The sequence below is a fragment of the Streptomyces sp. NPDC002573 genome (assembly GCF_042889625.1).
Taxonomy (GTDB): domain Bacteria; phylum Actinomycetota; class Actinomycetes; order Streptomycetales; family Streptomycetaceae; genus Streptomyces; species Streptomyces gibsoniae.
In genome coordinates, this window is sequence record NZ_JBIARC010000020.1 from 95,943 (window position 1) to 116,316 (window position 20,374).

Annotated in this window: 20 protein-coding genes and 1 pseudogene; 9 read left to right on the top strand and 12 right to left on the bottom strand. The window is 72.0% G+C overall.

The annotated features are described in order from the left end of the window. Positions 1 to 299 precede the first annotated feature (299 nt). The 4 genes from ACFYX0_RS20485 to ACFYX0_RS20500 all read right to left on the bottom strand — a co-directional run bounded on the left by ACFYX0_RS20485 (position 300) and on the right by ACFYX0_RS20500 (position 3,692). Complete coding sequence (locus tag ACFYX0_RS20485) at positions 300 to 2,261, bottom strand: hypothetical protein (protein WP_388971992.1); 1,962 nt, start codon at positions 2,259 to 2,261, stop codon at positions 300 to 302. A 292-nt stretch (positions 2,262 to 2,553) separates the two neighbouring features. After that, positions 2,554 to 2,790 carry a VOC family protein gene (locus ACFYX0_RS20490; protein WP_388971995.1) on the bottom strand — a complete coding sequence of 79 codons (237 nt, stop codon included), beginning with the start codon at positions 2,788 to 2,790 and terminating at the stop codon, positions 2,554 to 2,556. Between the two features lie 230 nt (positions 2,791 to 3,020). Beyond that, a complete protein-coding gene (locus ACFYX0_RS20495; RefSeq protein ID WP_355915973.1) occupies positions 3,021 to 3,443 on the bottom strand; it encodes a DUF6924 domain-containing protein in 423 nt (140 codons plus the stop codon). A gap of 21 nt (positions 3,444 to 3,464) precedes the next feature. Continuing rightward, positions 3,465 to 3,692, bottom strand: a complete 228-nt coding sequence (locus tag ACFYX0_RS20500; protein WP_355915976.1) for a hypothetical protein — start codon at positions 3,690 to 3,692, stop codon at positions 3,465 to 3,467. 33 nt (positions 3,693 to 3,725) lie between these two features. Between ACFYX0_RS20500 and ACFYX0_RS20505 the strand changes: the two genes are divergently transcribed. From ACFYX0_RS20505 to ACFYX0_RS20525, 5 genes are all read left to right on the top strand, one after another. Next, positions 3,726 to 3,854, top strand: coding sequence for a 2Fe-2S iron-sulfur cluster-binding protein (locus tag ACFYX0_RS20505; protein WP_388971998.1), 129 nt, complete (start codon positions 3,726 to 3,728; stop codon positions 3,852 to 3,854). Further along, a complete protein-coding gene (locus tag ACFYX0_RS20510; RefSeq protein ID WP_388972002.1) occupies positions 3,851 to 3,985 on the top strand; it encodes a 2Fe-2S iron-sulfur cluster-binding protein in 135 nt (44 codons plus the stop codon). The genes ACFYX0_RS20505 and ACFYX0_RS20510 overlap by 4 nt, the downstream gene beginning before the upstream one ends. Further along, a complete protein-coding gene (locus tag ACFYX0_RS20515) occupies positions 3,982 to 4,971 on the top strand; it encodes an FAD binding domain-containing protein (RefSeq protein WP_388972005.1) in 990 nt (329 codons plus the stop codon). Before ACFYX0_RS20510 ends, ACFYX0_RS20515 begins: the two co-directional genes overlap by 4 nt. 118 nt (positions 4,972 to 5,089) lie before the next feature. After that, complete coding sequence (locus tag ACFYX0_RS20520) at positions 5,090 to 6,193, top strand: xanthine dehydrogenase family protein molybdopterin-binding subunit (RefSeq protein WP_388972008.1); 1,104 nt, start codon at positions 5,090 to 5,092, stop codon at positions 6,191 to 6,193. 89 nt (positions 6,194 to 6,282) lie between these two features. Continuing rightward, positions 6,283 to 9,048 carry a SpoIIE family protein phosphatase gene (locus tag ACFYX0_RS20525; protein WP_388972012.1) on the top strand — a complete coding sequence of 922 codons (2,766 nt, stop codon included), beginning with the start codon at positions 6,283 to 6,285 and terminating at the stop codon, positions 9,046 to 9,048. Positions 9,049 to 9,124: 76 nt separating this feature from the next. Here ACFYX0_RS20525 and ACFYX0_RS20530 read toward each other — a convergent pair whose 3' ends face one another. The 8 genes and pseudogenes from ACFYX0_RS20530 to ACFYX0_RS20565 form a co-directional block, all read right to left on the bottom strand. Continuing rightward, positions 9,125 to 10,021: a carbohydrate ABC transporter permease gene (locus ACFYX0_RS20530; protein WP_388972016.1), complete on the bottom strand. Its 897-nt coding sequence runs from the start codon at positions 10,019 to 10,021 to the stop codon at positions 9,125 to 9,127. After that, the gene (locus ACFYX0_RS20535) at positions 10,018 to 10,998 is read right to left on the bottom strand and encodes a sugar ABC transporter permease (RefSeq protein ID WP_311695809.1); all 981 of its coding nucleotides are present in this window, start codon (positions 10,996 to 10,998) and stop codon (positions 10,018 to 10,020) included. The genes ACFYX0_RS20530 and ACFYX0_RS20535 overlap by 4 nt, the downstream gene beginning before the upstream one ends. Beyond that, complete coding sequence (locus tag ACFYX0_RS20540; protein ID WP_388972020.1) at positions 10,995 to 12,308, bottom strand: ABC transporter substrate-binding protein; 1,314 nt, start codon at positions 12,306 to 12,308, stop codon at positions 10,995 to 10,997. Before ACFYX0_RS20540 ends, ACFYX0_RS20535 begins: the two co-directional genes overlap by 4 nt. Before the next feature lie 335 nt (positions 12,309 to 12,643). Continuing rightward, entirely contained in the window at positions 12,644 to 14,638 is a 1,995-nt protein-coding gene (locus ACFYX0_RS20545; protein ID WP_388972025.1) for a copper resistance CopC/CopD family protein, read from the bottom strand. 125 nt (positions 14,639 to 14,763) lie between these two features. Beyond that, entirely contained in the window at positions 14,764 to 15,537 is a 774-nt protein-coding gene (locus ACFYX0_RS20550; RefSeq protein ID WP_388972029.1) for an SDR family NAD(P)-dependent oxidoreductase, read from the bottom strand. Continuing rightward, positions 15,525 to 16,004, bottom strand: coding sequence for a cupin domain-containing protein (locus tag ACFYX0_RS20555; protein WP_388972034.1), 480 nt, complete (start codon positions 16,002 to 16,004; stop codon positions 15,525 to 15,527). The genes ACFYX0_RS20550 and ACFYX0_RS20555 overlap by 13 nt, the downstream gene beginning before the upstream one ends. A 10-nt stretch (positions 16,005 to 16,014) precedes the next feature. Continuing rightward, positions 16,015 to 16,629: a GNAT family N-acetyltransferase gene (locus ACFYX0_RS20560; protein ID WP_388972038.1), complete on the bottom strand. Its 615-nt coding sequence runs from the start codon at positions 16,627 to 16,629 to the stop codon at positions 16,015 to 16,017. Further along, positions 16,619 to 18,221: pseudogene (locus ACFYX0_RS20565) on the bottom strand (penicillin acylase family protein). The gene ACFYX0_RS20560 and the pseudogene ACFYX0_RS20565 overlap by 11 nt, the downstream one beginning before the upstream one ends. A 102-nt stretch (positions 18,222 to 18,323) precedes the next feature. Between ACFYX0_RS20565 and ACFYX0_RS20570 the strand changes: the two are divergent. The 4 genes from ACFYX0_RS20570 to ACFYX0_RS20585 all read left to right on the top strand — a co-directional run bounded on the left by ACFYX0_RS20570 (position 18,324) and on the right by ACFYX0_RS20585 (position 20,363). Beyond that, positions 18,324 to 18,926 carry an HhH-GPD-type base excision DNA repair protein gene (locus ACFYX0_RS20570; protein ID WP_388972042.1) on the top strand — a complete coding sequence of 201 codons (603 nt, stop codon included), beginning with the start codon at positions 18,324 to 18,326 and terminating at the stop codon, positions 18,924 to 18,926. A gap of 112 nt (positions 18,927 to 19,038) precedes the next feature. After that, a complete protein-coding gene (locus ACFYX0_RS20575; RefSeq protein WP_311695796.1) occupies positions 19,039 to 19,716 on the top strand; it encodes an HdeD family acid-resistance protein in 678 nt (225 codons plus the stop codon). A gap of 93 nt (positions 19,717 to 19,809) precedes the next feature. Further along, positions 19,810 to 20,151, top strand: coding sequence for a hypothetical protein (locus tag ACFYX0_RS20580; protein ID WP_388972046.1), 342 nt, complete (start codon positions 19,810 to 19,812; stop codon positions 20,149 to 20,151). 65 nt (positions 20,152 to 20,216) lie between these two features. Next, positions 20,217 to 20,363: a hypothetical protein gene (locus ACFYX0_RS20585; protein WP_355916014.1), complete on the top strand. Its 147-nt coding sequence runs from the start codon at positions 20,217 to 20,219 to the stop codon at positions 20,361 to 20,363. Positions 20,364 to 20,374: the final 11 nt, after the last annotated feature.

Consider the following 20,374-nt stretch of genomic DNA (forward strand, 5'->3'; position numbering starts at 1 on the left):
GAGACCGTCCTTGGGGGGTCGGCCCTTGACTTCCCCGCTTCCACGACACCGTGCCCGATGTCCGCCTCCGGTTCGGAGACGCCGGCCGGAGGAGCAGGGCATCCTCGCCAAGGACCGACACCCGTCGGACGGTACCGGACTCGGCCCTGACCGACGGGACCCGCTGTTCGCGATCTGACTCGTTCCGGCACGGCCGTGCGCTCGTCGAGTCGTCGGTCCGCATCCGGCAGGGACTCCGCATACGGCGATGACCTGGGGACTCCCCCAGGTCATCGTCATTTTTCAAGAGAACGTACGGCTCAGGGCACGTACGACCGCGTGTTGCCGGACCACAGTGCGCCGCCCTTGCCGGGTCCGCCGGTGCTCGAGTAGACGACGAAGTTGCCGTCGCTCTGCAGGAGGGCGTACGCGCCGGAGTGGCCGTTGGTGTGGGTGGACCACAGCGCGCTGCCGGTGCTCGGGTAGACGACGAGATTGCCGTCGGTCTGCATGTAGGCGTACGCGCCGGAGTGGCCGGAGGTGCGGCTGGACCAGATCGCCTTGCCGTCGTGCTTGCGGTAGATCACGAAGTTGCCGTCCGGCTGCATCACCAGGCGGGTGTACTGGGTCTGGGCCCACCAGCCGCCGTGGAGCTTCTGGCCCGAGCCGATCTTCGTCGACCGCGCGTAGGTGCCGTCCGACCACAGCGAGCCGCCGGAGCTGGGCCCGCCGTCGGCGCCGTAGACCACCATGTTGCCGTCGTCCTGCACCAGGAGGTAGGCGCCGGAGTGGCCGTTGGTGTGGGTGGACCAGAGCGCGCTGCCGGTGCTCGAGTAGACGACGAGGTTGCCGTCGCTCTGCATGTAGGCGTAGGCACCGGAGTGGCCGGAGGTGTGGCTGGACCAGATCGCCGGGCCGCTGCCGCTCGTGCCGTTCGTCTTGAGGTAGGCGACCAGGTTGCCGTCGCCGCCCATCGTGAGCGTGATGTTCGCGCTGCTCAGGCGGTGGCCGGAGGTGAGCTTCCGGCCGGGCTGCAGCGAGTTGACCGTGGTGGAGCCGCCGGTGAAGGCGGTGGTGCCGTTGGGGGTGCCGAGGCCGGTGGGGCCGTCGTAGCCTGTGCCCGCGGTGCACAGGTAGCTCGTCGAGCAGGTGCCGTCGTTGCCCGTGGTGACGTCGTTCAGCGCCAACCCGTGCCCGTACGGGTAGGAGGACGGGTAGCTGTTCGCGGTCGGGGTGCCGGCGAGCGCGTAGGTGGCCGCGATGAGGGGCGCGGAGGCGCTGGTACCGCCGTAGACGTCCCAGCCGGAGGCGCCGTAGGTGTTGTAGACGGCGACGCCGGTGGCCGGGTCGGCGACCGCGGAGACGTCGGCGACGGTGCGCTTGCCGCAGCCGGTGTCGGACTGCCAGGTGGGCTTCGCCTCGTCGGCGGAGCAGCCGGATCCGGTGCCCTCGGTCGAGTTGGTGGACCACACCGACTCGCTCCAGCCGCGGGTGTTGCTGGCGCGGCTGAGGGAGGTGCCGCCGACCGCGGTGACGTAGGGGGAGGAGGCCGGGTACTCGGCGCCGTAGCCGCTGTCTCCCGCGCTGACGGTGATGGCGACGCCGGGGTGGTTGAAGTACTGGACGTCGGCGGTGGCCTCGCTCGGGTCCTCGGTGCCGCCGAAGGAGTTGGAGACGTACTTCGCGCCGAGGGCGACCGCCTTGTTCTCGGCCGTGCCGATGTCGGTCATGCTCGTGGAGGAGGCCTCGACGAGCGTGATGTGGCACTGCGGGCAGACCGCGCTGACCATGTCGAGGTCGAGGGAGATCTCGCCGGCCCAGCCGGAGTCCGCGCTCGGGTAGGTGGTGCCGCCGGTCTGGTTCACCTTCTTGAAGCAGCCGTTGGCCGTGGTGCAGGCGGGAAGGTTGTACTGGGACCGGTAGGCGGCGAGGTCGGACTCGGCGTTGGGGTCGTCCATGGCGTCGACGATCGCGACGGTGCGGCCCGAACCGGCGGTGGAGGACGGCAGTTTGTAGGCGCTCTGCAGGTCCGAGGGGCCGTAGCCGGACGGGGTGGTGTGCGGGCTGACGGTCAGGTGCTGGACGAGGTCGGTGCGGGCCTCGGCGAGGCACGCCACATGGCCCGGCGCGGTGGCGTGGGCGCAGAGGTGTTTGACGTGGGGTGCCCCGCCGGCCGACGGTGCGGCGGACGCGGTGGCCGTGAGCCATCCGGTCGATATGAGTGCCGTGGTGGACAGCAGGGCGGCGGCGGTTGCCGCCGCCCGACGTCTCCTCGAGAGCAAGGAAATGCCCTTCTTGTGGTGGTGGCGCAGGGGGACCGGATGGTCTGCGCATGACAGTCGGATGCCGACGATCGATGTCGATACGAGATCCGCGGGTGGGGGGTGGGGGTGGGGGTGGGGGTGGGGGTGGGGGTGGGGGTGGGGGTGGGGGTGGGGGTGGGGGTGGGGGTGGGGGTGGGGGTGGGGGTGGGGGAACGCTAGCCACACCGCCGGCCGCGAACAACGCGGAACAGGTAAATCCTTGATCAGAGTTGGGTACGCAGCCGGCCGGGGCCTTCGGTGTTGCCGGGGTTCAGGATCCCGCGGGGTCCGACGACGGCGGGCGGGCGCCGCCGAAGCCGTGTTCAGAGAGGTCGAACCAGTTGCCCTCCGGGTCCATGGCCCGGTACTCGGCGAAGGGGCGGGCCGTGAAACGTTCGGCCGGTTTCGGGGTACCGGCCGCCGTCAGGGCCTCGGAGGTGGCGGCCGTGTCCTCGATGTGGAAGCCGAAGTGGTTCATGCCGACCGGGGTCTCACCGTCGAGTCGCATAGTGAGGGCCTGCGCCACCGCCTGCAGTTGTTCCCCGACCCGACACGACCGCATCTAGCCGATTCGGGTCAATATGCGCACCGTCCGAGGGCTCCGGACTCGCGGCCGACAAGGGTCCGCGTCAGCGGAGAGGGCGGCGTTTCCACAGGTCGGGCGTGGCGTGCCGCGGAAGGACGCACCCCGTCGGCGCGGCACACGGGCGGCCTTCGCCGTCACTCCCCGGTGAGCCGTCAGTCCTCGTCGAAGCCGCGGAAGGTCCCCGATCCGTCAGCGGCGTCGGCGAATTCGGCGAAGTCCATGTTGGCGAGGCTGAGGTTCGCCGACACGTCGAAGAACCACCGGGCGGGGACCCTGAACGTCCGCCCGGGTTCGTCCGCCAGGTCCACGGCCAGCAGCGGATACGACGGGTCCGCCATGGTGGCCGAGTCCGCCAGGAAGACGTAGAAGATCCGCTCGTCCTCCGCCGTCGCGGCCTCCTCGTCCAGCAGCGCCCGGACGCTCACCTCGGCGAAACGGGGGTCGTCGACGTAGGTGGCGGGGGAATGGTCGTCCGCGGCGTCGAGGGCGGCTCGAACCGCGTCCCAGGATCCGTCGTCACCGAAATCGGTGCGCAGAACCAGCGAGGTCAGATCATCGGGTTCAGGCAGAGACATGGCAGTGATCCTGTCACCCGCCTACGACAACGGCCGCCGGCCTGCTCCTTGCCGCCCCAGGGTGCGCAGCTCCGCCCAGGCGGCCGGCGTCCGTCCGCGCTGCTGCCAGTACGGATGGAAGAGCACCACGGTCGACAGCCGGTACAGGCGCCGGCGCAACTCGGTCCGGCCGGGCCGTTCGGCGAGCCGGCGGTAGGTGGCGCTCCACTCCTGCTGGGCCTGGACGAGGTCGTCGGGAAACCGTCGCATGCACAGATTCAATCATGTGTTCGATTTCTGGCGGTGGCGTACGAGGACGCGGAGATCGTCACGGCCGCCGGACTGGCCGACGGTGACCGTCTGCACCCCGTGCAGCGTGCGTTCATCGACCATGACGCGTTCCAGTGCGGCTGGGCTGGCGGAGCGCGGTGAGCGCCGACCCGGACGCCGACGAGGTCGTCCTCGACGACGCCGAGATCGCCGAGCGGGTGAGCGGCAACCTGTGCCGCTGCGGCGCCTACGCCCATATCCGCCCGGCCGTCGCGGAGGTGGCCCGCCGATGAGGCCTTTCCGCTACGAGCGCGCCGGTGACGTGCCGGAGGCGGTCGCCGTGCTCGCCCGGGCGCCGCACGGGGCGTTCCTCGCCGGTGGTACGAACCTCGTCGGCCTGATGAAGCTGGGCGTGGCCACTCCGGACCTGCTCGTCGACGTCCGGCGGCTGGCCTGCGACCGCATCGAGGAACTCCCCGACGGGACCCTGCGGATCGGTGCCACCGTGTCCAACAGCGACCTGGCCGCCGACCGCAGGATCCGGCGGCGTGCTCCCGTGCTCTCCCAGCCGGTGCTGTCGGGCGCTTCGGGCCAGCTGCGCAACCTCGCCACCACCGGCGGGAACCTCCTCCAGCGCACCCGCTGCCCGTACTTCCAGGACCTCACCACCCCGTGCAACAAGCGCGAGCCGGGCTCCGGCTGCCCGGCGCGGGACGGGCACCACCGTGACCACGCGATCCTCGGCTGGTCACCGGCGTGCGTCGCGACCCACCCCTCCGACATGGCCGTCGCCCTGGCCGCGCTCGACGCGGTCGTCCGCACCCTCGGACCGGACGGCGAGCGGGTCGTCCCGCTGACCGAGCTGCACCGGCTGTCCGGCGAGGAGCCCGAGCGCGACACCGTGCTGCGCCACGGCGAGCTGATCACGGCCGTGGACGTGCCGCCCCTCGCGGAGACGGCCTGGTCGGCCTATCGCAAGGTGCGCGACCGCGCCTCGTACGCGTTCGCACTGGTCTCGGTCGCCGCCGTGCTGGTGGTCGCCGACGGTGTCGTGCGCGAGGCGCGGATCGCGCTGGGCGGTGTGGCGCACAAACCGTGGCGGGCCACTGCGGCCGAGCAGTCGCTGCGGGGCGCGCCCGCGACCGCCGAGCGCTTCCGCGCCGCCGCCGAGGCCGAACTCAGCGCCGCCCGGCCGCTGGCGGGCAACGCGTTCAAGGTGCCGCTCGCGCGCAACACCGTCGTCGAGACCCTGCTCGCCCTGGCCGGGGAGCGAGGATGACCGTCGCCGCCCGTGCCGTGGGCACCCCGCTCGACCGTCCGGACGGACCGGACCAGGTCAGGGGCGCCGCCCCCACGCCTTCGAGCAGCCGGTCGACCGGCCCGCCTATCTGTACCCGGTGCAGGCCACGATCGCCACCGGCCGTATCACCGGCGTCGACACGTCCGCGGCCGACGCCGAGCCGGGTGTGCTGGCCGTGCTCACCCACCGCAACGCGCCCCGGCTGGCCCTGGCCGACGATCCCGAACTGGCGGTCCTGCAGACCGACGAGATCGCCTTCCGCGGCCAGCTCGTCGGCGGTGTGGTCGCCGAGACGCCCGAGATCGCCCGCCATGCCGCGCGACTGGTCCGGCTGGACTGTGCGGAGCGGGCGCACGACGTCGAGCTGCGGTCCGACCGCGACGATCTCTACAAGCCGCTGAACGCGGCCTTCTTCGGGCGGGGCGGCGGGGAGCTGATGGACGGCTCGCCGGCCGACAGCGCTCTGGGCGATGCCACGGCCGCGCTGGCCTCGGCGGACATCAGGCTCGACGCGACGTACAGCACGCCGATGGTCCACCACAACCCGATGGAGCCGCACACCGCCGTGGTCGACTGGACCGACGACGGACTCACGCTCTACTGCTCCACCCAGAGCGTGACCATGAGCCGGGACCTGATGGCGGCCGTGCTGGGGCTCGACCCGCGTCGGGTGCGGGTGATCTCCCCGCACGTCGGGGGCGCCTTCGGGTCGAAGGTCTACCCGCACGCCTATGGTCGGCATCGTCGGCACCGCCGCGGCCATCGCCAACGCCGCGCACCACGCGACCGGCATCCGCGTCCGGGACCTGCCGATCACCCTGGACAAGCTGCTGGACGGGACCTGGTGCTGTGGCCGGCAAGGTTTGCCGGACAGCTCGCGGCGTCCGGTGCTGGGGGTGCCCCCACGCCTCTCAGGCAATGGGGGAACATCGCAAGGCGGAGCATCGCCCGTGTACTGGATGTACTCGGGCGATGCGACAACGCGGCGAGGTGCCGTGCCGGGCGTCGCGAGCCGGTGAACCTTTCCGGTCGCAGCACTAGGGGCCCGCCGGGCTCCGGCCGCCCGCGGAGGCGGCGCGCGGGCACGGGCCGCCTCCGCGGCGTACGGGCGCGACCCAACCCGGGTCGGAGCAGGGCGACTTCACGCCCGGACCGTCGGTCCGCCGGCCCGGATGTCCGCGGCGCCGGGAGCACGGGTTGATGGGACGTTTAGACATAGTGGGTCCTTGTTCGCCCTGCGGTGTTATGAAGGGAACATGGACGTGTCGTCCGGCGGTATCGGAGCCCGTGGTGTCTGGTGAACACCGGCCGCGCACCGGTCGCCGCTGCCTGCTGAGCCTGCGCAGCGTGGCCGGGCAGGTCTTCCTCGTCCAGTTCGTGATCGTGGTCCTGCTGGTGGCGGTCGCGGTGGCGGCCCTGGTGCTGCAGTCGGCCCGGGACGCTCTCAAGGAGGGGAAGCGGGAGTCGGTCGTGGCGGCGCAGACGTTCGCGAACGCTCCCGGTGTGGTCAACGCGTTCCGCAGCCCTGACCCGTCCAAGGCGCTGCAGCCGAAGGCCGAGGCGGCACGGAAGAAGTCCGGCGTGGACTTCGTGGTGGCCCTGAGCACCGCGGGGATCCGGTACACCTACCCGTACCCGCAGGAGATCGGCAAGAAGTTCGTCGGCACCATCGAGCCCGCACTCCACGGCCACACCGTCATCGAGCAGGTCGGCGGGCCGCCGCTGCCCGCGGGCAAGGGGACCGCCGTGCAGGCGGTGGTCCCGGTGACCGACCCGCACGGGACGGTCGTGGGCCTCGTCTCGGCCGGGATCACGGTCAAGAACGTGTCCATGCTGTGGATGCCGCAACTGCCGCTCGTCCTGGGCGCGGGCGCGGGCGCGTTGGTGGTGGCCACGGCCGGGACCGTGATGGTGGCCCGGCGGCTGCGGCGGCAGACCCGCGGCCTGGGCCCGGAGGAGCTCGCCCGGTTGTACGAGCACCATGACGCGGTCCTGCACTCCGTTCGGGAGGGCGTGCTGATCACCGATGCCGACGAGCGGCTGATCCTCGCCAACGACGAGGCACTGCGGCTGCTGGGCCTGCCGCCGAGCGCTAAGGGTCGCACCGTCCAGGAGCTGGACCTGCCGGAGCCGCTCGCGCGGCTGCTCACCTCGCCGGGGCCGGTCACCGACCAGGTGTACCGGGTGGGCGACCGGCTGCTGGCGGTGAACAAGCGGCCCACCGTCCCGGACACAGGACCCGACGGCAGCGTGGTGACCTTGCGGGACACCACCGAGCTGGCGGCGGTGACGGGCCGAGCCGAGGTGGCGCGGGAGCGGCTGACCCTGCTGTACGAGGCCGGTGTGCGGGTCGGCACCACCCTGGATGTGGGGCGTACCGCCGAGGAGCTGGCCGAGGTGGCGGTGCCGCAGTTCGCCGAGGCGGCCACGGTGGACCTGCTGGACTCGGTGCTGCGCGGATGGGAGCCGACGGCCGAGGGATGGCGGCATCTGCGGCGCGCGGCGATCAGCGGTGACGTCCGGATGCTGCCGGTGTATCCGGTCGGCGAACTGATCACGTTCTCCTCCCGGGGCCCGCAGATGAAGACGTTGCAGCAGGGGCACGGGGTGCTGGAGCCGGACCTGCGGCAGGCGGCCGGCTGGCAGGAGCAGGATCCGGAGCGCGCCCGGAAGGCCCTGGAGTGCGGCCTGCGTTCGCTGGTGACCGTGCCGCTCCAGGCCCGGGGGGTGCCGCTGGGCGTGGCGAACTTCTACCGGATGGCGGGATCCCCGGCGTACGAGCCGGAGGACCTGTCCTTCGCGGAGGAGCTGGCCGCGCGGGCGGCGGTCGCCATCGACAACGCCCGCAGGTTCACCCGGGAGCACAAGATGGCGTTGACGCTGCAGCGCAGCCTGCTGCCGCGCGGCCAGCCGGAGCAGGAGGCGCTCGATGTGGCCTGGCGGTATCTGCCGGCGGAGGGCCGGGGCGTGGGCGGGGACTGGTTCGACGTCATCCCGCTGTCGTGCGCGCGGGTGGCGCTGGTGATCGGGGACGTCGTCGGCTACGGGCTGCACGCGGCCGCGACGATGGGGCGGCTGCGCACCGCGGTGCACAACTTCTCCACGCTGGACCTCCCCGTGGACGAGGTGCTCGGGAACCTGGACGACCTGGTCGTGCGCATGGACAACGAGGAGCGCCCGAACGGTGCCGCCGCGGGCCACGAGGGGGAGGGGGTGACCGGGGCGACCTGCCTCTACGCGATCTACGACCCGGTGACGGGGGCGTGCACGATGGCCCGTGCCGGGCATCCCGGCCCGCTGGTGGTCTCCCCGGAGGGCGACGTCAGCAGTCCCGAGGTGCCGGCCTCGGCCCCGCTGGGACTGGGCGGCTACCCCTTCGAGACCGTGCAGGTGAAGCTGGCCGAGGGATCGCAGCTGGTGCTCTACACCGACGGTCTGGTGGAGAACCGCGGCCGTGACATCGACACCGGGCTGGCCGAGCTGCGCCGGGCCCTGGACGGGGCCGTGGGGCGCAATCCGGAGGAGGCCTGCCAGGCGGTGATCAACGGGCTGAAGCCGGAACACCCCTCCGACGACATCGCCCTGATGGTGGCGCGCACCCGGCTGTTCCCGCCCTCGCACGTGGCCGAGTGGGACGTGCCCCCGGACCCGGCGGTGGTGCCCTCGGTGCGGGCAAAGTGCCGGGACAGGCTGCGGGACTGGGGGCTGGAGGAGACCGCGTACACCACCGAGCTCATCCTCAGCGAGCTGGTCACCAACGCCATCCGGTACGGCGCCCCGCCGGTCCAGGCACGGCTGCTGTACGGGCGCACGCTGATCTGCGAGGTCGCGGACTGCACCAGCACCTCGCCGCGTCTGCGGCGGGCGGCGACCACGGACGAGGGCGGGCGCGGGCTGTTCCTCGTGGCGCAGTTCGCCCAGCGGTGGGGGACGCGGTACACCGCCTGCGGCAAGGTCATCTGGGCGGAACAGGCCCTGCACGGCGTCGCGGCCTCCGGCGCCGGCCAGCGACCGGTCGACGTGCTCCTCGAACAATTCGGCGACGTCACGCTGTGACGTCAGGACGGCACGGGGTGCCGGGGCCCCGGCCGGCCCGGCCCCCGCACCACCACCGTCTCTCCCTCCGGCCGGGTCAGCCCTTGTTGGAGCCCAGGGTCAGACCGCTCACGAACTGACGCTGCAGCGCGAAGTACACGATCAGCGTCGGGATCGCGGTGAGCAGGGCGCCCGCGGCGACCAGGTTGGGGTCCGTGAAGTACTGGCCGGTCAGGTTGTTCAGGGCCGAGGTGATCGGCATCTTCTCGCCGGTCGAGATCAGGACCAGGGCCCAGAAGAAGTCGTTGTAGATCCAGATGGACAGCAGGGTCGCCAGGGCCGCCATCGCCGGTTTGCACAGCGGCAGCGTGATCTGCCAGTACAGCCGCCACACCGAGGCGCCGTCGACGAGCGCGGCCTCGGTCAGCTCGTGCGGCAGCGAGCGCATGTAGTTGCTCAGCACGAAGGCGCAGAAGCCGGACTGGAACGCCACGTGGATGAGGACCAGACCGAGCGCGGAGTCGTACAGCTTGCCGCTCTCCGTGATGCCCGGCAGGTTGGTGAGCAGGTACATCCGGTACAGCGGGGTGATGATGACCTGCTGCGGGAGCAGGTTGCCCGCCGTGAAGACCAGCAGCAGCGCGAGGTTGAGCCGGAAGTCGAAGCGGGCGACGTAGAAGGCGACCATCGACGACAGGAACAGCGTCAGCAGCACGGCCGGCACCGCGATCAGCAGTGTGTTGCCGAAGTAGTGCAGCATGCCCGACTGCTGGTAGGCGTTGATGAAGTTGTCCAGGCTCAGCTTGTCCGGCCAGGACACATAGCCCTTGGCGCTGGTCTCGCTGTACGGGCGCAGGGCCGAGAAGATCGCCCACAGCAGCGGGGCGAGCCAGGCCAGGGCCGTGCCGGCGAGGAAGACGTGCAGCAGGACGCGGGCGGGGCGGACGGGCGCGCGCTTCGTCGGCGCGCCGGCCGCGAGGGTGGAGGCGCTCACGCTCGCCGCTCCTTCCGGAAGGTGGCCACCAGATACGGGATGATCACGGCGAGCGAGATCACCAGCAGGACGACGGCGATCGCCGACCCGTAACCGATGCGGCTGGACTCACCGATGATGTTGTTGGTCACGAGGATCGACAGCAGCTCGGTGCCCTGGGCGCCCTTGTTGAAGACGAAGACCAGGTCGAAGGCGCGCAGGGACTCGATGATGGTGACGACCAGCACGACGGTGTTGGTCGGGCGCAGCGTGGGGAAGATGACGCTCTTGAACGTCTGCCACTCGTTGGCGCCGTCCAGGGCCGCGGCCTCGCGCAGCGAGGGGTCCACGCTCTTCAGGCCGGCCAGGTACAGGATCATCATGTAGCCGGTGTGCCGCCAGGACGCGGCGATCAGGACGGCCCACAGATTGAGGCTGGGGTTGCCGATCCAGTCGATGTAGTGGCCCGGCTTGTTGGCGCCGATGATGCTGTTGATCAGGCCGGTGTCCGGGTTGTAGACGAGCTGCCAGACGAAGCCGATGCACGCCATCGAGATGACGACCGGCAGGAAGTACGCGGTCTGGTAGACCCTGCTGAACCGGATCTTCTTGTCCAGCTGCACGGCCAGGAACAGGCCGAACGGCGTCGGGATCAGGATCAGCACCACGAACCAGACGACGTTGTGCTGGACGGCCGGCCAGAACTGCGGGTTGTCGGTGAAGAGTTGCTTGAAGTTGTCCAGGCCCACCCACTGGATCGAGTCGAACCCGATGCCGTCCCAGGTGGTGAAGGCGAGCGCGATGGAGGCGAGGGCGGTGACCCAGACGAGGGCCACGTGCAGGACCGTGGGCACGCCCGCCATCAGGGCGAGCGTGATCCGGTCTCGGCGGGTCAGCAGGCGACGGTGCCCCCGCGTGACCGCCTTCTTCTTGGATGCGGCGCCCGGAGGCGGCTCGGGGGCCGCCTCCGGGGACTTCGTGGTCGTGTCGGTGCTCATGCGGACGCGAAGATCGTCTTCTTCTGGCGCTCGATCGAGGACAGCTGGCCGTCGACGCCCTTGGGGTCCTGGATGAACTTCTGCAGCGCGGGCTGCATCACCGTGGAGGTGAAGTCCGGGCGGCTGTCGCGGTCCATGAACTGGGTGAGGCTCTTGGCGCCGCTGATCATCTCGAACGCCTTCTTCTGCAGCACGCTGTACGAGGAGGTGTCGGCCTTGGAGGAGGCGGCCACCACGCTCGGGTCGGTCTTGAGGTAGGTCTCCTCGGCGTCCGGGGAGCCCAGGTACTCCAGCAGCTTCACGACACCCGCGTGGTTCTTCGGGGCCTTGCTGACCATGAAGCCGTCGGTGGGCGCCTCGACGGTGTCCTGACCGTAGGCGGGGTTCATCTCCGGGAAGGCGAAGAAGTCGAGGTCGTCCAGGTCCGCCTTGCTGGTGAACTGCTGGGCCACGAAGCTGCCCAGGAGGTACATGCCGGCCTTCTTCGACACCAGCGTCTGCGCGGCGTCCTGCCAGGTGCGGCCCATGGCGCCGTCCTGGTGGTAGGGCAGGATCTCGGTCCAGTGGTCGAAGACGGCCTTGACCTTGGCGTCGGTCCAGGAGGCCTTGCCCGCCATCAGCTGGACGTGGAAGTCGTAGCCGTTCAGGCGGAAGTTGATCTGGTCGAAGGTGCCCATCGCCGGCCACGCGTCCTTGTCGCCGAAGGCGATCGGGACCAGGCCGTCCTTCTTCATCTGCTTGCACAGGGCCACGAACTGGTCCCAGGTGGTGGGGACCTGGTAGCCGTGCTGCTGGAAGACGCTCTTGCGGTAGAAGATCGCCCACGGGTACGTGGTCAGCGGAACGAAGTAGTACTTGCCGTCCTCGCCCTTGCTGAGCTTCTTCATCGCGTCGGGGAAGTTGTCCCCGATCTTCTGCCACACGTCGTCGATCGGCGTGGCGAGCTTCTTGGCGGCGAAGAACTGCATGCGGTACCCGGCGAACCAGTTGAACACGTCGTCCGGCGTGCCCTGCAGATACGAGTTGATCTGCTCCTGGAAGGTGTTGTGGTCCTTCGTGTTCACGTCGACCGTGAGGCCCGACTGCTTCTTGAAGGCCGCGTAGACCTCCGTGAAGGCCTTCTTCGGCACGGCGTCGGACGCGTTGGAGCCGAGGGTGACGGTCTTCGGGTCGGAGGACGTACCGCTGCCGCCGCAGGCGCTGAGCAGGGGTATACCGGCTCCGGCGAGGACGGCGGCACCACCGATGCCGCGCAGCAGGGAGCGGCGGCTCGGGCTCGGGAGGGAGGGACCGGACGGAGTGTGCTGCATGACGGCTCCTGGGGGCAGGGTCGGTCACGGCTGGCCCCTGCGAGCGGGTCAGAATCAATCAGAAACCAACTTGACCGAACATCGTGGGCGTCATCCCACTCGCATGTCCGGGTATGCGTCAAGAGGCCCCCGCAGCCGTTTTGGAAACGTAATCGACACGACCTTGATCACTCCTGCTAACAACCAGGCAGCGGAGAACCGGTATCGGGGTGCCCGCCGTTGGGTGTTCGACGGGTCGTCACCCATGGTCAGACGCGGGGTCGGGGCCCGGGAACCAAACAGGTCCGCTCACCGCCGGAGGGTGACGGAACATCATGTTCCGCTCGCTGCTCCCGCTAACCGATCGTCACCGTCCTCGACACGGTCACCTGGTCGATGTCGCTGGTGCGGATGGTCGCCTTCATGGTCCAGGCGCCCCGCAGCGGCAGGTTGAGCACGTCCGCGGCCCAGTAGCCGCCCCGGTCGGTGAGCCCCGCGTCCAGGGGGCCGAGGTTGCGCGCCTTGAACGTGAAGGTCAGCCGCAGTTCCGGAACGGTGGCGATACCGCCGTCCGGGCCGTAGACGACCGCCTGGACGGCGTTCTCGCCCGCCCGGGCCGGCGTCAGCTCGATCTGCACCTTGCCGCGCCCGCCCGCCGTTCCCACGTCGAAGGGGAGCTCCATGGTGGAGCCGAGGGACTCGTCCGCCGCGGCCGTCGAGGCCGCCGCCTCCGTCGCCGCCCGGCCCGGCTGGGTGCCGCTGAGCAGCGTCGAGAGCACCAGCACCACGATCCCGACGGTGACCTCCGCGAGCACCGAGCGGCGCAGGGCGCGCCGCTGGGGTCCCGGATCGGGCGGGCCGTCACCGCCGCGCACGCCGTCAGGGTCCGGGTCCTGGTCCGTGCGCCCGCCGTCCGCGCCCCGGTCCGTCTCCACGCCCCCGTCCGCGTCCCCGCCATCGTCCCGATCCGCGGCTACGGCCTCGGTGTCACCGCCCGCGGGCACGGCGCCCGACTTCCCGTCCCGGCCCGTGTCCGGCGTCCCGTGTACGTCCTCGTGCGGCGCCTTCGGCCGTGCCGGCCCGCCCCCGGCCGCCACCGGTTCCCGTGCCCGCTCCGGCACCGGCACCCTGGCCGCGGGTATCGCGAGCCGTGCCGTCCAGCGGCGCGAGTACGCCGCCGCCGTCAGCAGGAGCACCACCGCGACCAGCTTGGCCGTCAGCAGCCTGCCGTAGACCGTGGAGGTGAGTGCGTCGAGGGAGCCGAGGCCGCGCCACGACTGGTAGACGCCGGTGGCGACCAGGACGGCGACCGCGGCGAAGGCCAGCCGGGAGAACCGGGCGACCGCGCGGGCCGGGAGTTCCTCCGGCTCCCGGTACAGCAGCGTGAGCAGGGCCGCGAGACCGCCCAGCCACACCGCCATCGCCAGCAGGTGCAGCACCGCCGAGGTCATCGCCACCGGCACCTGGATCCCGGCCGAGGCGTGCTCGGACACCGCCCAGGTGAGGGTCAGCACGACCGCCAGCACGCTCACGATCGCGAACCGCAGCCGACCGCGCGGCGCCGGCCCCGACCGGCCGACGACCACCGCCGCCAGCCCGAGCACCACCAGCCGTGCGAGCAGCGCGAGGCCCGGGCGGCTGGTCACCGTCTCCCCCAGGGCCGAGAGGTCGAAGACCGCCGCCGGGCCGCTGCCCCGCTCGTAGGGGCCCCGGAGCAGCAGCAGCGCGCAGGTGGCGCCCAGCAGCGTCCACCAGCCGCCCACGAGCAGGCCGCGGGCCCCGTTCACCCCGGTCGCCATCGCGAACACGGTGATGCCGAGCACCAGGGCCAGTCCGCCGTAGGCGACGTACCGGGCGATGTCGTAGAGCGCGGCGGAGGCGGCGTCCTGGGCCTCGTCGCCCGTGACGACGGCGGTCGTCACGGAGGGCTTGCCCACGGAGAACGTGAGGGCGCCGTTCACCGGGTGGCTGTCGGCCGACACCACCCGCCACGCCACGATGTAGGTGCCGTCGGGCAGATGCGGAAGCGTGACCCGCGCGGTGTCGGAGCGGCCGTCCGCGTGCTCCGGACTGCCCGTGTGCACCCGGCGGTTGCCCGGGTCCAGGACGCGGATGGAATTGTCCAGCAGGCCGACCGACTCGGAGAAGGTGAGAGTGACCGCCTTCGGCGCCGTCTTCAGCACGGTGCCGTCCGCCGGGTCGGTGCCCTTCAGCGCGGCGTGCGCGGACGCGGAACCGCCGCCCGCGAGCAGGACCAGGGGGACGACGACCAGCAGGAGGGCCAGGCGCCGAAACCCCCCGCGCCGACCGCCCGCCCCCGGACTCCTCCCCTGCACGCGTGCTGCGCCCACGTCATGTCTCCCGTATCCGCCGTTCCCGGGTCCTGTTACGTACGGACGCGGTGTCCCCTGTGCTCAGCACCGGGGCGATGCCGCACCTCCGTACGAGGGTTACGTCATCATGACCGGCGGCCGTGTCACCACGTGGGCCGGGCCGACACCCCGCCGTCCACCACCAGGTCGTGCCCGGTGATCCAGGACGCGAGCGGGGAGGCCAGGAACACACAGGCGTCACCGATGTCCTCCGGGCGCCCCAACCGGCCGGTGGGGACAGCCCGTTGCCACCGCGCCACGCCCTCCGGCCAGGCCTCGGCCAAGCCCTCGCGGTCGATCAGGCCGGGCGAGACGGTGTTGACGCGGAGGCCGAGCGGGCCGTACTCCAGGGCCGCCGACCGGGCGTGCATGACGACGGCCGCCTTGGCGGCGCAGTAGTGGGCGTGCAGGGGCGCCGGGTGCGTGGCCTCGATCGAGGCGATGTGGGTGACCGTGCCGCCGCCCGTCTCCCGCATGACCTCCACCGCCGCCTGGGTGCAGGCGAACACGCTGGAGAGGTCGGTGTCGACCACGGCCCGCCACTCGGCGGCCGTCATCCCGGCCAGTTCCCGCGTGGGCTGCACACCCGCGTTGTTGACCAGCGCGGTGAGCCGGCCCGCGCCGAACTCGGCCGCCTCCCGCACCATGCGCCGGCAGGCGTCCTCGTCGGTCAGATCGGCCCGCAGGACGACCGCCCGGCCTCCGGTGTCCCGGATCCGCGCGGCCACCTCCCCGGCCGCCGTCACCGAGGTGCGGCAGTGCACCGCGACCGCCGCGCCCTCCTCGGCGAACCGCAGCGCGATCCCGCGTCCGATGCCGCCGCCCGCCCCGGTCACCAGGGCGGTCTGCCCCGCCAGCAGCCCGCTCACGGCCGGCACAGCTTCGCGATCCGGTCCGCCGCGCCCGGGTAGCGGGCGCTCAGCACGGCCGCGTCGCCGTGCTCGTAGCTCTCGTCCGTGAAGCCCGGTGCCATCGTGCAGCCGAAGAGCGTCCACGCCCCGTCCTCGGCGACCCGCCCGCCCATCCAGGTGCCGGCGGGCACGGTGAGCTGGATCTGCTGGCCGCGCAGGACGTCCGGCCCGAGGACGGCGGTGCGGACACCGCCGTCCGGGTCGAGGAACAGCAGCTGAAGCGGGTCGCCGAGGTAGAAGTGCCAGACCTCGTCGGCCGGGAGGCGGTGCAGCGCCGAGTAGTCCTCCGGTGCGGCGGTCAGCAGCGCGACGATCGCGGTGCCCTCCGGGCGCCCGTCGGACCGCGCGGGTCCCGTCCAGGTCCGCCGGTAACGTCCGCCCTCACGCGGGATCGGTTCCAGGCCGTAGTGCGCGATGAGGTCATCAGGGGTCACGACGGGCAGGCTAGTTGCCGACGGTCCTCTCGCGGTCGAGGAACGCCAAGTGGGCGCGCTTCTCGGGCAGGTACACGTCCGGCAGGTCGATCTCGGGCAGGACGACGGCCGGGCCGGGGACGAAGCCCTGGCGCAGGAAGCGGGCGGTCGCCTTCGTGTTGCGCTCGTCGGGGTCGACGACGATCCGCCGCCGGCCGAGAACGGTGAAAACGTACGCGACGACGGCGGTCAGCAGGCCCGACGTCCAGCCGGGCCGGGCCCCGCCGGGTCCGGCGGGCGCGAGGAGGAGATGGACGCCGAGGTCGCCGGGCTCGACGGGGTAGCACTCGGAGACCCGGTCGGCCTCCGGCTCGTAGGTCTGCAGGAGCGCGGCCGGTTCGCCGTCCTTGACGAGGAGAAAGGCGTGATGGGTGTCGAGTGTGTCCATATGGGCGTAGATCTCGCCGACTTGCTGCCTCGTCATGCCGTTCATGCCCCAGAAGGAGGCGCGTTCGCCGCTCACCCAGCCGTGCACGACGTCCAGGTCGGCGCGGGGGTCCAGGGGCAGGATCCGCACGGTGCCGAAGCCGTCGACCGGCTGCTCGTGGACGGCCTCGCGGTCGGGGGCGTGGGGCTCACCGGCCATCGGTGCTCTCCTTCGTCAGAAGGTCCCAGTCGGTGACGACCGGGACGAGGTCCCCCTTCAGCCACAGGGGGAGTTGATCGCGGTGGTGGGGCGAGCCCGGGACGCCGGAGGCGCCGAAGGAGACCACCCAGAGGCTGTTCTCACGGCGGGCCAGGTCCCAGACGTACCGGGCCGCCGGGCCGCGGGCGCTCAGGTCGGTCAGTCCGGGGACGGCGGAGGTGCACTGGACGCAGTCGTGGTCGCCGGACAGACCCGGTTCCTCGTAGGACGTCTCCGCCAGGGCCCGCCAGGGGGCCAGCCGGTGGGTGTCCCCCCCAGGTGCCCCGCGGCGGGTTCGCGGCGACCTCCTCGACGGCCTCCCGCAGCATCGCCGTCCGGTCGGCGCCGTACAGCCGCTCCGCCCTCAACAGGTGTTCGAGGGCGTAGCCGATGCGGGGCACGAGCGCGAGCCAGGGCGCGAAGACCTCCGGGTGGCCGGTCGAGGCGGCGAGCGCGGCGAGGGCGGGATGGGCCGCCAGCCGCCGTACGAGAGCGTCGCGCACCGCCGCGTACACCGCCGCGTCCGCGTCGGCCGCGTCCATGTGCCGGTCCCAGCGCAGCAGGCGCTCGCGCAGCGCGCCCGCCTCGGGGGTGAGGCCGTCGAGGGCGGCGAGACGGTCCAGCAGGGGCGCGGCGGAGGCGAGACGGGCGTCCATGTGGACGGCCGGCATGTCCTCGGCGGACCAGGCGGCCTTCCCGGTCAGCAGGGCGCGGATGCGGTCGGCCCGGTGCGCGGGGGCGAACTCGACGCCGAGCGGGGCGGCGAGACCGCGCTGGTTCGCCATCACGGCGAGCCCGTCGTCGACGGTCCCGCGGGGCATCGGCTGCCATCCCCGCCACTCGTGGCCGGGCTCAAGGCGGGGACGGGCCGGATGCGGCTGTCCTCGGCCCGCCGCGGCACGGAACCGGCGACGCGGTGCAGCACTCCGCCGTGGACGTCCGCCGCCAGCACGACGTTGACGGGTTCGGCCCACCGGTCCAGCGCCCGGTCCACCTCGGCGACGCTGCGCGCCCGCAGCAGCGGGAGCAGGGCGCCGAAGCCGAGTTCGCCGGTGACCCGGGCCGGGTGGCGCAGGACGAGGGCGATCGGGGGGTCCTGGTCGGCGGCGGTCTCCCGGCCGGGGCGGGCGTCCTGGGGGCCGCCGCTGACCACCGGGCCCCTGGGCGTCTCGATCACCTCGACCTCCACCGGCTCGCCCCCGGCCACCTCGACCTTCTCGAGGTGCCGGGCCACGGCACGCCACCGTCCGTTCGGTGTAGCCGCGCACCCAGTCGGCGGTCTCCGGGTCCTGCCGCTCCAGGGCGGCGAAGCAGCGTCGCGCCGTGTCCTCGATCCGGGCCCGTCGCGCGAGGACGTCCCAGGCCAGGGCGGAGGGGCCGAGGAAGGACGCCGAGGTGCCCTGGGCGCGGTGCCGTTCGACCTCCAGCTGCCAGGCGCGGTCCAGCGCGGTGACCCGGCCCTGGGCCCGGGTCAGCGCCCGGGCGTCGTCGGCTCCCAGATGCGGGATGCCCCAGGCGTCGCGGTAGGTCTCGGTGGTCACCCTGTACCCCATCGTGATCGCTACGGACGTTCAAGTTAGGTAAGCCTTGCCTAAATAATCAGGGAATCGTACGCGAAGGGTGCGGACGGCGTCCGGCGGGGCGATCATCGGGACATGGATGTCACGCTGCACCTCGCCCAGGACCCCCAGGCCGACGCGCTCCTCGGGCACAGTCCGCTCGCCGCGCTGACCGGGATGCTGCTGGACCAGCAGATCCCGATGGAGTGGGCGTTCAAGGGGCCCTGGGCCATCGCGCAGCGGCTCGGCGCCGACGACCTCGACGCACACGAGATCGCGGCGTACGACCCGGAGGCGTTCGCCGCGCTGCTGTCCGAGAAGCCCGCGGTGCACCGCTACCCGGGATCGATGGCGGGGCGCATCCAGCAGCTCTGCCGCTATCTCGTCGAGCACTACGACGGCGACGCCGAGGCCCTCTGGCGGGACGTCGACAGCGGAAAGGAGCTGCTGAAGCGACTCCAGGAGCTGCCGGGGTTCGGCAAGCAGAAGGCGCAGATCTTCCTCGCCCTGCTCGGCAAGCAGCTCGGGGTGCGGCCCGAGGGCTGGCGCGAGGCCGCGGGGTCGTACGGCGAGACGGAGGCCTTCCGTTCGGTCGCGGACATCACCGGCCCCGAGTCGCTGGCGAAGGTGCGGGCGCACAAGCAGGAGATGAAGGCGACGGCGAAGGCGGCGAAGGCGACCGGGACGGCACGCGCGTAGCACTCGGTCCGGGCGGGCGCGGGCTCGGCGGACACGGCCGCCGGTCCGTGTGGTGTCCGTCGATCGGACCGCCCGGGTGGCGGTCCCCCGGGCGGCGGTCCAAGCATGGATCATGACCGACGCACCGAGCGGTTCCCCGTGGGGATCCGAGTACGACGACCGCCACGTCCACGCCGGCCGCGACCCGCACGCGCAACGACCGCTGTCGGACGGCCTGGAGCCACCCGTCGAGGGCGTCCTGCACCTGCTCTCCCGCACCGCCTGGCAGGTGGTCCTGGCCACGGGTGTCGCGTCCCTGATCCTCGGGATCCTGATCCTGGTCTGGCCCGGCCCCTCGCTGCTCGCCGCCGGAATCCTCTTCGGGCTCTATCTCATCGTCAGCGGCGTGCTCCAGGTCGCGTCCGCCTTCGGCACGCACCGGGCCACCTCGCTACGGGTCCTCGGCTTCCTCAGCGGCGCCCTGTCGATCGTGCTGGGGCTGTTCTGCTTCCGGGGTCCCCTGGAGTCGATCCTGCTGCTCGCGCTGTGGATCGGCATCGGCTGGCTGTTCCGCGGGATCGCCCAGACCGTGGCGGCCGCCCACGACCCGGCGGTGCCCGCGCGCGGCTGGCAGGCCGTCCTCGGGATCGTCACCTTCGTCGCCGGGGTCGTGCTGATCGTCTCGCCGTTCCATTCGATCGCCGTGCTCACGCTCGTCGCCGGCTGGTGGCTGATCGTGGTCGGCATCGTCGAGCTGATCACGGCGTTCCGTCTCCGCAGCCGCGCCGAGCGGATCCCGCACACCGTGTGACCGCGTCAACCTCGCACCGCACACCTCACTCGACCGGGCGATTCTGCCGTCCGATGCGATGAACGGCGCCGTGTCGACGGGCAGATGACCCCTGTGAGCACCACCCGGCACCCCCCTCGTACCGCTCGTCGGTATGCCTGGCTGCGGGTGCTCCTGGTGCTCATCGCGCTGCTCGCGGCCGGCGCGCACGCCGAGGCCGTGACGGCCGATTCCGACACGGTGTCCACGTCCCAGGCCTGCGACGCGGAGCACGAGGTGCTCGTCGCGGCACTGCGGCCGGCGAACCCCCAGGGACCCCGCGCCCCTGTGCCGCTGCGGCCGGCGGCACGGGGCACCGGCGGGCCGTCCGCACCGCTGGATGCCGCCCTCGTGCCCGCACGGGCACCGTTCTTCCCCGCCCTGTGCGCCCTGCGCACCGTCGTCCTGCGCTGCTGACCGGTCCGGCCTCCGCACCGTCGACCGCCGTCAGCAACCGCCGTCAGCAACGCAAGGACGTAGTCATGCCCAGAGATCCGTACGCCGCTCTGCTCGCCCTGCTGCGGGCCGAGGCCGTCCGCAGCACCAAGCAGCGGCCGAAACCCGATCCCGAACCCGACACCGGCGAGGAGCCTCCGCCGGCCGGCGCCCGGGAGAGCGACCACGAGTAGCAGACAGCGGC

What these genes read in the sequence shown, in the direction of transcription:
- ACFYX0_RS20490 (WP_388971995.1), bottom strand. Translation starts at nt 2,790, where the DNA reads ATGCGACTCGACGGTGAGACCCCGGTCGGCATGAACCACTTCGGCTTC.
- ACFYX0_RS20495 (WP_355915973.1), bottom strand. Translation starts at nt 3,443, where the DNA reads ATGTCTCTGCCTGAACCCGATGATCTGACCTCGCTGGTTCTGCGCACC.
- ACFYX0_RS20500 (WP_355915976.1), bottom strand. Translation starts at nt 3,692, where the DNA reads ATGCGACGGTTTCCCGACGACCTCGTCCAGGCCCAGCAGGAGTGGAGC.
- ACFYX0_RS20515 (WP_388972005.1), top strand. Translation starts at nt 3,982, where the DNA reads ATGAGGCCTTTCCGCTACGAGCGCGCCGGTGACGTGCCGGAGGCGGTC.
- ACFYX0_RS20535 (WP_311695809.1), bottom strand. Translation starts at nt 10,998, where the DNA reads ATGAGCACCGACACGACCACGAAGTCCCCGGAGGCGGCCCCCGAGCCG.
- ACFYX0_RS20540 (WP_388972020.1), bottom strand. Translation starts at nt 12,308, where the DNA reads ATGCAGCACACTCCGTCCGGTCCCTCCCTCCCGAGCCCGAGCCGCCGC.
- ACFYX0_RS20560 (WP_388972038.1), bottom strand. Translation starts at nt 16,629, where the DNA reads ATGGCCGGTGAGCCCCACGCCCCCGACCGCGAGGCCGTCCACGAGCAG.
- ACFYX0_RS20570 (WP_388972042.1), top strand. Translation starts at nt 18,324, where the DNA reads ATGGATGTCACGCTGCACCTCGCCCAGGACCCCCAGGCCGACGCGCTC.
- ACFYX0_RS20575 (WP_311695796.1), top strand. Translation starts at nt 19,039, where the DNA reads ATGACCGACGCACCGAGCGGTTCCCCGTGGGGATCCGAGTACGACGAC.
- ACFYX0_RS20585 (WP_355916014.1), top strand. Translation starts at nt 20,217, where the DNA reads ATGCCCAGAGATCCGTACGCCGCTCTGCTCGCCCTGCTGCGGGCCGAG.